The sequence below is a fragment of the Nonomuraea sp. NEAU-A123 genome, assembly GCF_018603905.1.
Lineage (GTDB): Bacteria > Actinomycetota > Actinomycetes > Streptosporangiales > Streptosporangiaceae > Nonomuraea.
Genome location: NZ_JAHFZZ010000002.1, coordinates 361,484 through 375,177, shown reverse-complemented (window position 1 = coordinate 375,177; position 13,694 = coordinate 361,484). Strand labels below are relative to the sequence as shown.

The following is a 13,694-nucleotide window of genomic DNA, read 5'->3' as shown; positions in this document are numbered from 1 at the left end:
TGCAGCGATGATCTGCTTGCTGGACGTGAAGGCGGTGGTCAGTGGGCGCCGGCGAGGTTGAGGACGATGACGCCGCCGATGATGAGCAGGATGCCGCCGATCTTGAGGGGGGTGAGGGTCTCGCCCAGGAAGGCGGCGCCGATGAGGGCGATGGCGGCGGTGCCGGCGCCGGACCAGACGGCGTAGGCGGTGCCGACTTCGAGCTGCATTTTCAGGGCGCGGGCCAGCAGGATGAAGGAGATGAGGTAGCCGATGGCCACGACGGCGCTCCAGCCGAGGTGGGCCAGGCCGTCGCTGAGTTTGAGCGCGGTGGTCGCGATGACCTCGGCCGCGATGGCGAATGCGAGCAGCAGCCAGGCCATGGTGAGGCCCTCCCCCGATGTGGTGGTACGTCTGCTGCCCACTTTAGGGAGGGGGCCGCTCCCCCGGTGGGGGGAAGCGCTTGAAAAGGGAGTCGAATACGTGTTCCACTGTGGGGTGTGGGTTGGGATGCGCTTTCGTTGGTGGAGGCCACAGACGACCGTCCGGTGATCGAGCGGCGGGCGGTGCTGCGTGGCGGCTTCTACGAGACGCAGGCCCGTACGATGATCGAGCGGGTGCCGCAGACCGCGGGCATCGCCCAGCGGTGGGCCGTCTCCCCCTATCGTGGCTGCGCCCATGCTTGCCGTGGCTGCGGTGCCCGCGCGGGTCATCGTCGGCTGGGGCTGGACGCGGGGCGTGATTTCGACACGCGGATCGTGGTGAAGGCCAACGCGGTGTCGCGGCTGCGGGCCGAGCTGGGCCGCTGGGGTGGTGAGGCGCTGGCGGTCGGGGTCAGTGGTGACTGTTATCAGCAGGCCGAGGCGACGTATCGGTTGATGCCGGGCCTCGTGGAGGCGCTCGGTGAGGCGGCGGTGCCGTTCACTGTTTACACCAAGAGTCCGCTGGTGCTGCGTGATGCGGCGTTGCTGGCGCGGGCGGGGGCGCAGGTGGCGGTGTCGATCGCGTTCGTCGATGAGCGGATCCGGCGGGCGGTGGAGCCGGGCGCGGTGGGTGCGCAGGCGCGGTTGGAGCTGGTGTCGGCGTTGGTGGAGGCGGGGGTGTCGTGCCGGGTGCTGATGGCTCCGGTGCTGCCGTTGCTGAGTGACGGGGCCGATCAGCTGGCGGCGACGGTGCGCCGGATCGCGGCCGCGGGGGCCGGTGTGGTGGAGCCGGTGGTGTTGCGGCTGCCGCCGGGGACGCGGCAGTGGTATGTGGAGTGGTTGGGTGAGGCGCATCCGCATCTGGTGGAGCGCTATGAGGAGCTGTATGACCGGGCGGGGCTGCCCGCGGCCGGTTATGAGGAGCGGATCACGGGGCAGATCGGGCAGTTGTGCCGGATGTACGGTATGCGGTCGGGGCCGCCGGAGCCGCCGGAGCGGGAGCCGAGGTTCCCGCAACTGGCGTTGGTTTGACCGCCCGAGGTTTAAGGCTGTTGCCTTAGGATCTTGGGTGTCCCGTCAGCCAAGCAGGAGGGCGCCGTCATGACCGCCGAATCCGTCTCCCGTTACCCCTTCGACCGGGCCGAGGCTCTGCAGCCGCCCGAGGAGTGGGCGCAGTTGCAAGCGCGGTGTCCCGTGGCGCACGTACAGCTGCCCAGCGGCGACACGGCTGGCCTGATGACCCGCTACGACGATGTGCGGCTGCTGCTGACCGATCCGCGCTTCAGTCGCGGCGGGGCCGGTGCCGCGCGGGTGTCCACGACGGCCGACGGCGGGATCTTCGCTCGCCGCATGGCCAGCGGGACCTCGATCGCGGGTGAGGGGCATCGGCGGTGGCGGCGGCTGCTCAGTCCGTCGTTCACGATCCGCAAGATCGAGGCGTGGCGGCCGCGGGTGCAGCGGATGGCCGATGAGCTGGTGGACGGCATGCTGGCCGGCGCTTCTCCGGGCAATTTGTCGCGTGAGCTGGGCCTGCCGTTGCCGGTGCGGGTCATCTGCGCTCTGGTGGGGGCGCCGAGTGAGGATCAGGACAAGTTCGCGTACTGGTCTCAGGTCATGCTGACGCTGACCCGCTATGAGCAGGCCGAGGTGGAGCGGGCGTATGCGGAGTTCGGGGCGTATGTCTCGAATCTGGTTGAGGAGAAGCGTGCGGCGCCGGGCGACGACATGCTCAGCGAGCTGACGCAGATCTCCGACAGCCAGGACGGCCGGCTCAGTCATGAGGAGCTGATCGCGACCGTGCAGGCGCTGCTGCTGGCGGGGCACGAGACCACCTCGAACATGATCGCGATCATGGTGGCGATGCTGCTGTCGGAGCGTGAGCGGTATGCGGCCGTGGTCGAGGATCCGGACCTGATCGCGGGCACGGTCGAGGAGGTCCTGCGGCTGGACAGCACGCTCAGCGTGATCGGGATGCCCCGGGTGGCCACCGAGGAGGTCGACTTCGACGGGGTGGCGGTCAGCGCGGGCACGACGCTGATCCCGTGCCGGCCCGCGGCCAACCGCGATCCGCGCAAGTTCCCCGATCCCGACCGGTTCGACGCGCGTCGGGACAACGCCGGCCAGCATCTGGCCTTCGGTGCGGGGCCGCACTTCTGCCTGGGCCAGCCGCTGGCGCGGATGGAGCTTCAGGTCGTGCTGGGCACGTTGGTGCGGCGGCTGCCGGGGCTGGAGCTGCGTGATGCTCCGGGCGATCTGCGGCTGCGTACGGGGCTGCTGTCCGGGGGGCTGCAGGACGTGTGGGTCACCTGGTGACGAGCCGGGCTGTTGACCTGGGCTGATATCGGAGCGGATATCAGTGGGCGGTTCATATCGGTCTTGGACGTCATGGGGGCGGCTGTGCTGTCATGGCCGCCATGTCCAGCTCGCCGCCTCGTACCCGCCTCTCCAGCCTGGCCCGGTTGTCCGTGGCCGCCACCGCCGCCGGGGTGGTGGCGGCGGCGCTCGTGCTGCCCGCCGTGGGCGGGTCGGGGGCGGTGGTCGTCGCCTCGGCCGAGGCGCTGAACCTGCGGCCGCAGGAGCTGGCCGAGCCGCCGCTGGCGCAGAAGACGACGGTGTACGACGCCGAGGGCCACCAGATCGCCCAGTTCTATGCTCAGGACCGCAAGGTTGTGCCGCTGGAGCGCATCGCGGCGGTGATGAAGACGGCCATCGTCGCGATCGAGGACGACCGCTTCTACCAGCACGGCGCCATCGACGTCGAGGGCACGGCCCGCGCCCTGGCCAAGAACCTGACCTCGGGCGGCATCAGCCAGGGCGGCTCGTCGATCACGCAGCAGTACGTCAAGCAGGTTCTGCTGAATGCGGCCGACACCGACAAGGGCAAGAACGCGGCCCTGGACGCCAGCTACGCGCGCAAGCTGAAGGAGCTGCGCTATGCCATGGCCGTCGAGCAGAAGTACACCAAGGACGAGATCCTGGAGAAGTACCTGAACATCGCCTACTTCGGTGCCGGGGCCAACGGCGTGGAGGCGGCGGCCAGGCGCTTCTTCGGTGTGCCGGCGGCCCGCCTGAACCTGGCGCAGGCCGCCACCTTGGCCGGTGCCGTGCAGGACCCCAACGCGACCGCGCCCGACCGCGGGGCCCCGGCGCGTGAGCTGTTGCTGCGGCGGCGCAACGTGGTGCTCGACCGGATGGCGCAGCTGGGCCGGATCACCCGGGCGCAGGCTGAGGCCGCCAAGGCCGGCAAGCTCGGCTACCAGGGCGTCAAGCAGTCCAACGGCTGCCAGGACAGCCGCTATCCGTACTTCTGCGAGTACGTCCGCCACGAGCTGCTGTCCGATCCCGCCTTCGGCAGGACGCGGCGGCTGCGCGAGGAGGCCTTCAGCCGGGGCGGGCTCAGGGTCCGCACGACGCTGGATCCCCAGGCCCAGCGGGCGGCCGAGGCGGCGATCAAGAAGCGGGTCTTCGCCTCTGATCGTGTGCTGGCGGCCGAGGCGCTGGTGGAGCCGGGTACGGGCCGGATCAAGGCGATGGCGGCCAGCCGTCCGTTCGGCGGCTCGGCCCGCCGCGACGAGATCTCCTACAACGCGGTGGCCGACCGGGAGCACGGCGGGTTGATCGGCTTCCAGCCGGGCTCGACGTTCAAGACGTTCACCCTGATCACCGCGCTCAAGCGGGGCATGAGGATCGACGACGGCATCACCGCCGGTGCCGGCTACACCGCGCCCGGCTATGCCACCTTCACCGACTGCGCCGGCCGCAACGTCGGCGATCCGTCCTGGACGGTCACCAACGACGAGGGCTCGCCCGGCTTCAAGACGCTGGCCACCGGCACCTGGGGTTCGGTCAACACCTTCTTCATGGCGCTGCAGGAGCGTGTCGGCCTGTGCGCGACCGTCCAGACCGCCCAGTCGCTGGGTGTCAAGCGGGCTGATGGGGCCAGGCTGCGCGAGGTCGAGACGTTCACCCTTGGCGTCAACGAGAGTGACCCGGTGACGGTGGCCACCGCCTACGCCGCCATCGCCGCGCGGGGAACCTACTGCCCGCCCATGGCCATCACCTCCGTCACGGGCCCGGACGGCAGGAGCACCGCCTACGGGCCGCGGTGCGAGCGGGTACTGGATCCGCAGGTCGCCGACGCGACCGCGCACATCCTGTCCGGGGTGTTCACCCGCGGCACGATGCGCGGCGTCGGCGGGATCGGCCGGCCGGCGGCCGGCAAGACGGGCACCACCGACGGGTACGCCAGCGCCTGGTTCGCCGGGTTCACCCCTGACCTGGCCGGGGCGGTCAGTGTGGGTGACCCGCGCGGCTCGCAGCGGCACAAGCTCACCGGCCTCACCATCGGCGGCCGTTCCTACGGCGCGGTTCAGGGTGCCTCGCTGCCCGGCCCGATCTGGAAGGACACGATGACCTCCGCGCTGCGGGGCGTGGCGCCGGCCCGGTTCACGCCGGTGAACCTGGCCCGCTTCGGCGGCTGCGAAAAGGACTGCGCCCCGGCCCGCCACAAGCCGGCCGGGTGATCAGGGCTTGGCCGGGGGCGTCATCACTCCTGTGAACCACAGGCGCAGCAGGTGGCGGCGGCGCTGCGGCTCCGGGTGGTCCTCATAGGCGGTGCGGCCGTGCAGGACGAGGTGGTTGTTGAGGAACTGCAGGTCGCCCTCCCGCAGGTCCATGGTGAGGGCGAAGCGGGGGTCGCCGGTCAGCCGGTCGAGCAGGTCCATCGCCTCGCGCTGCGCCGGGGTCAGCGGCGGCACGTGGGCGCCGCGCTGGGCCGAGCGGATGTAGTCGGGCCCGTAGGAGATCGACACCCTGCCGTCGCCGCGTGGCGTGCACAGCGGCTTGGTGAAGAAGCTGTCGGGGCCTTCCCCGGTGCGCCGGTCGTGCCACCACGGCTGGTAGAGCACCTCGGCCAGGTCCGGGCGGGTGCGGACGACCTCGTTGTGCACCGCCACGGAGCTGACGACGGTGCTGAGGCCGCCTGACATCGCCGGGCGCAGGCACAGCAGGGCGACGACGTCGGTGGGGTCGCTGTGGTAGCCGAGCCGTCCGCTGTGCTGGTAGCTGCGGGTTCGCGGCTGGGAGGGGTCGGCGCCGGTGTCGCGTACGTGTCTCAGCGGCGCCGATCCGGGCCCCTGCGTGACGATCTGGCCGATGTGGCAGCCGAGGCCGAGCGCGGCGATCTCGCACTGCCGCTGGTTCATCGCCTCGACGGGCACCCCTTGGACCAGGACGAACCCGCGGCCGTCGGCGAGCTCGTCACGGACCTGCCGCAGGACGGGCTCGAGCGTCGGCAGCGGGAAGTCGGCGGGGGTGATCGCGTCCAACCGCGGCCCGGCCGCCCGTACGGCGTCGAGCAGTTCTTGCCGGTGCTCGGCGGTGAGCGGGACCTTCCAGGCGTCACTGTCTCGGATCTCGGCTCCCAGCCACTGGCCTGGCCCCAGCACGTGCACGGCCACCATCACGCCACCACCCTTTCCCGGCTCCCACTCACCTTGCCTGTCTCGCTCGGGCGTGGCACCCCTTGATCGCGCACGGCGGAAAGCAGGTGTTTGCGGGTTCGGCAAAGAGGTTTGCCTGGCCGCAGGGCGTGGGTGGAGCATCCGATGCGGGTACTCCACCCGGCAACCGAGGAGGACGCGCAGATGGCCGATGACACAGAGCTCTGGGACGCTCGCTACCGTGAAGGCGATCAGATCTGGAGCGGGGACCCCAACGTCATCCTGGTACGTGAGGCCGCCGACCTGGAGCCGGGCAGGGCGCTGGATCTGGGCTGCGGCGAAGGGGCCGACGCCGTGTGGCTGGCGCGGCGCGGGTGGCGGGTCACCGCCGTCGACATCTCCGGCGTCGCCCTGGAGCGGGCGGCCCGGCACGCGGTGCGGGAGGGGGTCGCCGAGCGGATCGACTGGCAGCGGCACGACCTGGCGACCTCGTTCCCCGACGGCGTCTTCGACCTGGTTTCCGCGCAGTTCCTGCACTCTCACGGGGATCTGCCGCGGGAGGAGGTCCTGCGGACCGCCGCCGCCGCGGTCGCGCCGGGCGGGGTGTTGCTCGTGGTGGGCCACGCGGGGTTCCCGCCGTGGGAGCACGATCACCATCACGACCTGCGCTTTCCTACCCCTGATGAGGTGCTGGAGGCTCTGGAACTGGAAGAGGGGCAGTGGGAGGTGCTGCTCAGCGGGGAGCACGAGCGCACCCAGGTCGGTCCCGACGGGCAGCAGGTCGTACGGACGGACAACGCGCTCAAGGTACGGCGGGTGAGCCAGCCGGGCTGAGCGCCCACGGGTCGGGCCGCCGGTAGAGTCGGAGCGTTTTCGGAGCCGGGGAGCCAGATGTCGTTCAAGGCCGAGCAGATCGCGAGATTGGCCGGGTCGGGGTGGTGTCCGGCGGGCCGTGGGCCATGGTCGTCACGGTCACCGGCGCGTACGGGCCGTCGCTGGGCAGTTACGAGCAGATCGTGAACGAGGCCGCGCGGGCGTTCACGGTGGGCGGCGTCGACACCAGGGGGTTGATGATCCGTCAGGTGTGGGGTGCCCGGGTGCTGCAGGGGGGCCGGGAGCTGCCTGACTGCGAGGCGAATGAGCGCTGGACGTTCACGTTGTTTCCGGGTGAGGGCCTCACCGAGGGGCTGGCGGAGTCGGGGACCGTGCTGAAGGGCAAGGTGCGGTTCCGGCTGGGCAAGGCCGATCGGGGCATCGGTTCGGCCCGCGCGGCTCCCGCCATAGCCGTCTGACGCATGAGGTCGGTTGTTCGCAGGAGCGCACGATGTACGCTATGGTGGCCCGGGAAGCAGAGGAGAGCCCGCATGCCAGCCGACCAGCACCCCATCCCCTCGGTGTGGGCCCGCCCGCGCGCCAAGCGGGAGCAGCCGGCGCTCAGCCGCGAGCGGATCGTGGCCGAGGCCGTCGCGCTGCTGGACGCCGAGGGCATCGACGCCCTGAGCATGCGCAGCCTCGGGACCCGGCTGGGCGCCGGGGCCACCTCGCTCTACCGGCACGTGGCCAACAAGGACGAGCTGATCGAACTGGTCGTGGACGAGGTCTACGGCGAGATGCGGGTGCCCGGCGCCGGCGATGCGGCCGGCTGGCGGGCGGCCATCGCCGCCGGCGCCCACAGCCTGCGCTCGATGATCCTGCGCCACCCCTGGCTGGTGTCGGTACTCGGCCAGGTCGGGCTCGCCGGCCTCGGGCCGAACCTGACCGGGCAGTCCGAGCGGCTGCTGGCCCTGTTCCAGGCGGCGGGTTTCGATCCCGGCGAGGCCGACCAGGCCATGAACACGATCATCGCCTACGTCATCGGGATGACCCTCAGCGAGGCGGCCTACCTCGCCCTGCTCGCCCGCAGCGGCCAGAGCGAGCAGGACCTGCTGGAGAGCCTGCGTCCGGCCGCCGAGCAGGCCGTGCGCGAGCACCCGCTGCTGCGCGAGGGCTACGCCGCGCGCCAAGGCCAGGACCCGCGGCACCTGCGCGAGGAGAACTTCGCCTACGGCGTCGAGCGCGTCCTGGACGGCCTGGCGGCCCGGCTCGCCCGATCGTGAGGCCGCTTTAGAGGGCGCTGCCCTTCTTCCACTTGGAGAAGGGCAACTGCCAGAAGCCCCAGCCGTTGTTCCACTCCAGTTCGCGGGTGGTGCCGACGATGTCGACGACGTCGCCGCGCTGGAAGTGGTTGTAGAACCACAGGGCCTGGTCAGGGCGGGAGTTGATGCAGCCGTGGCTGACGTTGGAGCGGCCCTGGGCCCAGACGTTGTCCTTGGCGTGGACGTACTCGCCGGAGTTGGAGATCCGCACGGCGTGGTTGATCATGACGTCGTAGTAGCCGGGGTCGCCCTTCTTACGGCCGGGTGAGATCATGCGGACCGGGTTGCCGCGCTCCATGGTCAGGTGGACGCCGGAGGTGGTGGTGTACTCGCGGGTGGTGGCCATGCCGGCGCTGATGCGCATCGTCTGCACGCGCTTGCCGTCGCGGTAGACGTACATCATGTGCTTCTTGGTGTTCACCTTGCTGATCACCCTGGCGCCGATCTTCAAGGAGGTGTCGTAGTCCTTGACCCCGTACAGGCCCTTGCCGCCCTTGACGCCGGCCAGGCGGGCGTTGAAGGTGACCTTCTGGTGGGCGGGCCAGTACTTGGCGGTGCGGTAGATGACGGTGGTGTCGTTGATCCACCGCCAGGCGCCGTCGACGGGCTTTTGCGCCTCGACCTCCAGGGCGCGTTCGACGGTGGCCTTCTCGCTGACGGGCTGGTTGAAGGTGACGATGATCGGTGCCCCCACGCCGACCGTCTCCCCCTTGGCGTTCGGCGTGACGTCGGCGACCTGGAGTTCGCGCTCGGGCGTGAGCGTCTTGAACGTGCTGGCGGCGCTGGTCACGCCGGACTTGGCGCTGATGGTGTAGGAGCTGGAGGGGCGCAGGGCGCCCTTGGAGACCCATTTGGTCTTGTCTGCGTTGAAGGTGCCCTCGACGGTTTTGCCGCCGCCTTCGGCCACGACCTCGTCCAGGGTGCCGCCGGCGGCGGTCACGACGATCTTCTTCTCGGGGCTGACCTTCGAGCTGCCTTCCGCGGGCGTGATCTTGATCGTCGGCGCCTCGGGGGTCGCTGAGGTGGTCGCCTTGGCCGCCTCGGCGTTGCGCGCGGCGGTGGGAGCGCTCGAGCAGGATGCGGTCAATACCGCGGCCGCGAGCAGGGCCATGCCCGCGACGGGCGTCCTCCAACCGGGCATGACGTTCAAGTCAGTCCTCTCCCCCATAACAGCAAAGTCAATGTCAAAGACCTTAATGCTCCTGCATGTAAGACGCGGATGAGTTTGGGATAGTTCGGTAACGTTTGAATTACTTGTTGCTGAGAACACCAGGTCAACCGCGCGCCACAGGGGTAAAGAGGAAAAATCCTCAGTGCTGGGCCAGGCGGTGGGTCAGGCTGGTGTGCCGCCGCCCGGCGCCCTTGGTCCGTACGGCCTGCGCCAGCGCGCGCCGCGACCCGACGATGACGACCAGCCGCTTGGCCCGGGTGATCGCGGTGTAGAGCAGGTTGCGCTGCAGCATCATCCAGGAGCTGGTGGCCAGGGGGATGACCACGGCCGGGTACTCGCTGCCCTGGGAGCGGTGGATGGAGACGGCGTAGGCGTGGGCGAGCTCGTCGAGCTCGTCGAAGGCGTACTCGACCTGCTCGTCCTCATCGGTCAAGACGCTCAGCTTCTGCTCGTCGGGACGGATGTCGACGACGATGCCGACGGTGCCGTTGAACACCCCCGCCGCGCCTTTTTCGTAGTTGTTGCGCAGCTGGGTGACCTTGTCGCCGACGCGGAAGACCCGGCCGCCGTAGCGGCGTTCGGGCAGGTCCTCGCGGGAGGGGGTCAGGGCCTCCTGCAGCGCGATGTTGAGCGCGCCGGCCCCGGCGGCGCCGCGGTGCATGGGGGCCAGCACCTGTACGTCGCGGCGCGGGTTGAGGCCGAACTTGCGGGGGATGCGCCGGGCCACCACGTCGACGGTCAGCGCCGCGATCTCCTCCGGCTCCTCGCACGGGAACAGGAAGAAGTCCGTCATTCCCTCCAGTTTCGGGTGCAGGCCGGTGTTGACGCGGTGGGCGTTGACCACCACGCCCGACTCCTGGGCCTGGCGGAAGATCTGCGTCAGCCGTACGCGGGGGATGTCCTCGGCGGCCAGCAGGTCCTTCAGCACCTCGCCCGCGCCGACCGAGGGCAGCTGGTCCACGTCCCCCACGAACAGCAGGTGGGCGCCGGGCGCGACCGCCTTGACGAGCTTGTTGGCCAGCAGCAGGTCCAGCATGGACGCCTCGTCCACCACCACCAGGTCGGCGTCCAGGGGATTGTCGCGGTCGAAGGTGGCATCCCCTCCGGGCCGCAGCTGCAGGAGCCGGTGCACGGTGGTCGCCTCGTGGCCGGTCAGCTCGGCGAGCCTCTTGGCGGCCCGGCCGGTGGGCGCGGCCAGGATCACCTTGGCCCGTTTGGCGCGGGCCAGCGTCACGATGGAGCGCACGGTGAAACTCTTGCCGCAGCCCGGCCCGCCGGTCAGCACCGCGACCTTCTCCGTCAGCGCCAGCCGTACGGCCTGGCGCTGCTCGGTGGCCAGGTCGGCGCCGGTCTGGCCGCGCAGCCACTGCTCGGCCCGCTCCCAGTCGACCTCGGCGAAGGCGGCCAGCCGGTCGTGGCCGCCGCGCAGCAGCGACAGCAGCGACGAGGCCAGCGACAGCTCGGCGCGGTGGAAGGGCACCAGGTAGACCGCCGGCACGACGTTGTCGCCGGCCGGGATCTCCTCGCGTACCACGCCCTCCTCGCCGACCAGCTCCTCCAGGCAGTCGGCGACCAGGGCGGCGGGCACCTCGAGGATCTTGACGGCGTCGCCGATGAGGTTGGGCGCGGGCAGGTAGCAGTGGCCGTCGTCGGCGGCCTGCGACAGGGTGTAGCGCAGCCCGGCCTTGACGCGCTCAGGGCTGTCATGGGGAATGCCGACCGCCTGGGCGATGGTGTCGGCGGTCTTGAAGCCGATGCCCCACACGTCGTCGGCCAGCTGGTACGGCCGGCTCTTGACGACGGAGATGGAGCCCTCGCCGTACTCCTTGAAAATGCGCACCGCGATCGAGGTGGACACGCCCACCCCCTGCAGGAAGATCATCACCTCTTTGATGATCTTCTGCTCCTCCCAGGCGGCGGCGATCAGCTTGGTCCGCTTGGGGCCCAGGCCCGGCACCTCCACCAGCCGCTCGGGCGCCTGCTCGATGACCTCCAGCGTGGCGGTGCCGAAGTGGTCGACGATCCGCTCGGCCATCTTCGGCCCGATGCCCTTGATCAGGCCGGAGCCCAGGTAGCGGCGGATGCCCTGGACGGTGGCCGGCAGCACGGTGGCATACGACCACACCTCGAACTGCTTGCCGTACTTGGGATGGGAGGTCCAGCGGCCGCTCAGCCGCAGCGACTCGCCGACCTGCGCGCCCAGCAGCGGTCCTACCACGGTCAGCAGCTCGGCGCCCGACCGGTCGGTGGCCACGCGCGCGATCGTGTAGCCGCTCTCCTCGTTGGCATACGTGATGCGTTCCAAGACCGCATCGATATGAGCAGCGAGTTGACCATCCGCGCCAGGCTTCACACAAACCTCACTTCCGACCATTCCCGAGCCAGCGTAGAGCAGCATCGGTGGGCCGCCGTATGATCGGCTTGGCCCCGGCCACCGCGTGAGGCACCTCACGGGCGAGTCGTACGCTTGCGCGGCGATGCATCGGCTACGGCGAGCCGTGCTGTACATCACCGCTTGTACAGCACGTATTGCCCGCCTCCGCTATTGATGATGGTCAGCTTCTTCCTTCCGGCATACGTCGACATTCGCCATTGCCATTCATAGGAACCGGTCTGGCCTTGGAAGATGATGGTGCGGCTGTCCGCCTCGAAAACGCCCTCGTCATTGGTGGCGCCGCCGCCAAAACTCAGTCTGAACTCCGCATCGGCTGTCAGAGTCACATCCACCTCGTGGGTGAAGTCGTCATAGGCGTACTGGTTGCCCCTGCCGATCCACCGGCCCACCAGCCCTTTCGGCACCGATCCTTCGGAAGTCGGTACGGTTTCCGGCTCTGTCTGTGAATCCGTTGCCGACGTGGGCGAAACCGGGTGGGAAGTCGGTTCGGTTTTTGGCTTCGGCTTTCGCCCATCTGCTGTCTTGGCCGGCGTGGGCCGCGGTTGTGTGATCGATATCGAGGGTGTCGGGGATGCCGAAGGAGACGGCGTGGCTGTGATGTTGAAGTAGTCGCGTCCCAGCGCGGCTCCACCCACGACGACCCCCACAATGGCGACCAGGAGCCCCCACAGCGCTAGGCACACGGCCGCCCAACCGGCGTCCCTGTGCACCCATTCACGTAAACGTTTCACGGACGGCTCCCCCATGACGGCAACCTCATCCGCCATTTTGGCGTGATCTCAATATCACGGAGGGTAAGTAGGAGAACCTGGGCCGGGTTCAGGTGATGCACGAGATCGTCCGTGTCGGCTGGCTCGTGGCGGACGCCGCTGACAAACCAGTGGCGATCACCGCGCTCCAGTCGCATACGCTGCTACGAGATCATCAAGCAGAAGGGCGGTCCCTCATGCCGCAGCGAGTAGCACCGGGCCTGCTCTCCTGGGCCAGCGACATCGAGGCGGGCACCATCGAACAAGCCGCCCGCGCCGCCCGCCTGCCCTTCGTCCCCAGCCACGTCGCGCTGATGCCTGATGCTCACGTCGGCATGGGCGCCACCGTCGGCTCGGTCATCCCCACCCAGGGCGCCATCATCCCCTCGGCCGTGGGCGTGGACATCGGCTGCGGCATGGTCGCCACCGAAACCGACCTGACCGCCGCGGACCTGCCCGACACCCTGGCCGCGCTCATGCCGCTCATCGAGCAGCGCATTCCGGCCGGCGTCGGCCAGGGCCATGACGACCCGTCCACCGACGCCTCGCTCAACGCGATCGGCACGCCCAGCACCTCACTGACGGGCAAGCAGGAACACACGGTCATCGCGCAGTTCGGGACGCTCGGCTCCGGCAACCACTTCGTCGAGGTCTGCCTGGATGAGCGCGATCACGTGTGGACGGTGCTGCACTCCGGCTCGCGCGGCATCGGCAACCAGCTCGCCACCAAGCACATCAGCCAGGCCAAGCAGCTGATGAAGCAGTGGTTCATCGAGCTGGAGGACCCGGACCTGGCCTACCTCGTGCAGGGCACGCCGCAGTTCACCGCCTACATCGAGGACATGCTGTGGGCCCAGCGCTACGCCATGGCCTCACGCGCCCGCATGGCCGAGGTGCTGGTCGCCTCCCTGTTCCAGATCGTCGGACACGGTTGCGCGCTGCGCACGATCAACGCCCACCACAACTTCACCCAGATGGAGCGCTACCACGGCCGCGACATGTGGATCACCCGCAAGGGAGCGATCAAGGCCGCCAGCGGGGACGAGGGCATCATCCCCGGCTCCATGGGCACCCGCTCCTACATCGTGACCGGCCTGGGCAGCACCGCCTCCTACAACTCCTGCTCCCACGGCGCGGGACGGCGCATGTCCCGTACCGAGGCGCGCAAGAAGCTCACCGCCGCCTCGCTCACCGAGGCGATGGGAGATCGCACCTGGAACGCCGACCGCGCCGGGGCTCTGGTGGATGAGCATCCGGAAGCGTACAAGTCGATCGACCAGGTCATGGAAGACCAGAAGGACCTCGTCACCGTTCAGCACACGCTGCGTCAGGTCTTCAACTACAAGGGCTGATACCGGTTCTCGACCACGCGGTGCGGGGCCGTTCTTCGTGGTGTCCCGGA

General features: G+C 69.5%; 12 protein-coding genes. 7 read left to right on the top strand and 5 right to left on the bottom strand.

All coding sequences use genetic code 11. The annotated features are described in order from the left end of the window. Nucleotides 1-38: 38 nt before the first annotated feature. The gene (locus KLK06_RS05880) at nt 39-404 is read right to left on the bottom strand and encodes a multidrug efflux SMR transporter (protein WP_308168116.1); all 366 of its coding nucleotides are present in this window, start codon (nt 402-404) and stop codon (nt 39-41) included. Between the two features lie 99 nt (nt 405-503). Between KLK06_RS05880 and KLK06_RS05875 the strand changes: the two genes are divergently transcribed. The 3 genes from KLK06_RS05875 to KLK06_RS05865 all read left to right on the top strand — a co-directional run bounded on the left by KLK06_RS05875 (nt 504) and on the right by KLK06_RS05865 (nt 4,924). Then, nucleotides 504-1,433: a radical SAM protein gene (locus KLK06_RS05875; RefSeq protein WP_308168115.1), complete on the top strand. Its 930-nt coding sequence runs from the start codon at nt 504-506 to the stop codon at nt 1,431-1,433. Between the two features lie 69 nt (nt 1,434-1,502). Then, nucleotides 1,503-2,714: a cytochrome P450 gene (locus KLK06_RS05870; protein WP_214634265.1), complete on the top strand. Its 1,212-nt coding sequence runs from the start codon at nt 1,503-1,505 to the stop codon at nt 2,712-2,714. Between the two features lie 101 nt (nt 2,715-2,815). Beyond that, a complete protein-coding gene (locus KLK06_RS05865; protein WP_214634264.1) occupies nt 2,816-4,924 on the top strand; it encodes a transglycosylase domain-containing protein in 2,109 nt (702 codons plus the stop codon). Here KLK06_RS05865 and KLK06_RS05860 read toward each other — a convergent pair whose 3' ends face one another. After that, complete coding sequence (locus KLK06_RS05860) at nt 4,925-5,863, bottom strand: TauD/TfdA family dioxygenase (protein ID WP_250905055.1); 939 nt, start codon at nt 5,861-5,863, stop codon at nt 4,925-4,927. It lies immediately after the preceding gene. A 183-nt stretch (nt 5,864-6,046) separates the two neighbouring features. Here KLK06_RS05860 and KLK06_RS05855 point away from each other — a divergent pair, with 183 nt between their 5' ends. From KLK06_RS05855 to KLK06_RS05845, 3 genes are all read left to right on the top strand, one after another. Continuing rightward, nucleotides 6,047-6,676, top strand: a complete 630-nt coding sequence (locus KLK06_RS05855; protein ID WP_250904938.1) for a cyclopropane-fatty-acyl-phospholipid synthase family protein — start codon at nt 6,047-6,049, stop codon at nt 6,674-6,676. 104 nt (nt 6,677-6,780) lie between these two features. After that, complete coding sequence (locus KLK06_RS05850) at nt 6,781-7,134, top strand: hypothetical protein (protein WP_214634261.1); 354 nt, start codon at nt 6,781-6,783, stop codon at nt 7,132-7,134. Between the two features lie 72 nt (nt 7,135-7,206). Then, on the top strand, nt 7,207-7,938 hold the full coding sequence (locus KLK06_RS05845) for a TetR/AcrR family transcriptional regulator (RefSeq protein WP_214634260.1): 732 nt from the start codon (nt 7,207-7,209) through the stop codon (nt 7,936-7,938). A 7-nt stretch (nt 7,939-7,945) separates the two neighbouring features. Here the strand turns inward: KLK06_RS05845 and KLK06_RS05840 are convergent, their stop codons facing one another. The 3 genes from KLK06_RS05840 to KLK06_RS05830 form a co-directional block, all read right to left on the bottom strand. Beyond that, a complete protein-coding gene (locus KLK06_RS05840; protein WP_250904937.1) occupies nt 7,946-9,118 on the bottom strand; it encodes an Ig-like domain-containing protein in 1,173 nt (390 codons plus the stop codon). 169 nt (nt 9,119-9,287) lie between these two features. Then, nucleotides 9,288-11,522 carry an ATP-dependent RecD-like DNA helicase gene (locus KLK06_RS05835; protein ID WP_214634709.1) on the bottom strand — a complete coding sequence of 745 codons (2,235 nt, stop codon included), beginning with the start codon at nt 11,520-11,522 and terminating at the stop codon, nt 9,288-9,290. Nucleotides 11,523-11,656: 134 nt separating this feature from the next. Further along, the gene (locus KLK06_RS05830; RefSeq protein ID WP_214634258.1) at nt 11,657-12,274 is read right to left on the bottom strand and encodes a hypothetical protein; all 618 of its coding nucleotides are present in this window, start codon (nt 12,272-12,274) and stop codon (nt 11,657-11,659) included. Between the two features lie 215 nt (nt 12,275-12,489). On the opposite strand from KLK06_RS05830, the gene KLK06_RS05825 reads away from it, so the two are divergent. Next, nucleotides 12,490-13,644, top strand: coding sequence for an RtcB family protein (locus tag KLK06_RS05825; protein ID WP_214634257.1), 1,155 nt, complete (start codon nt 12,490-12,492; stop codon nt 13,642-13,644). Nucleotides 13,645-13,694: the final 50 nt, after the last annotated feature.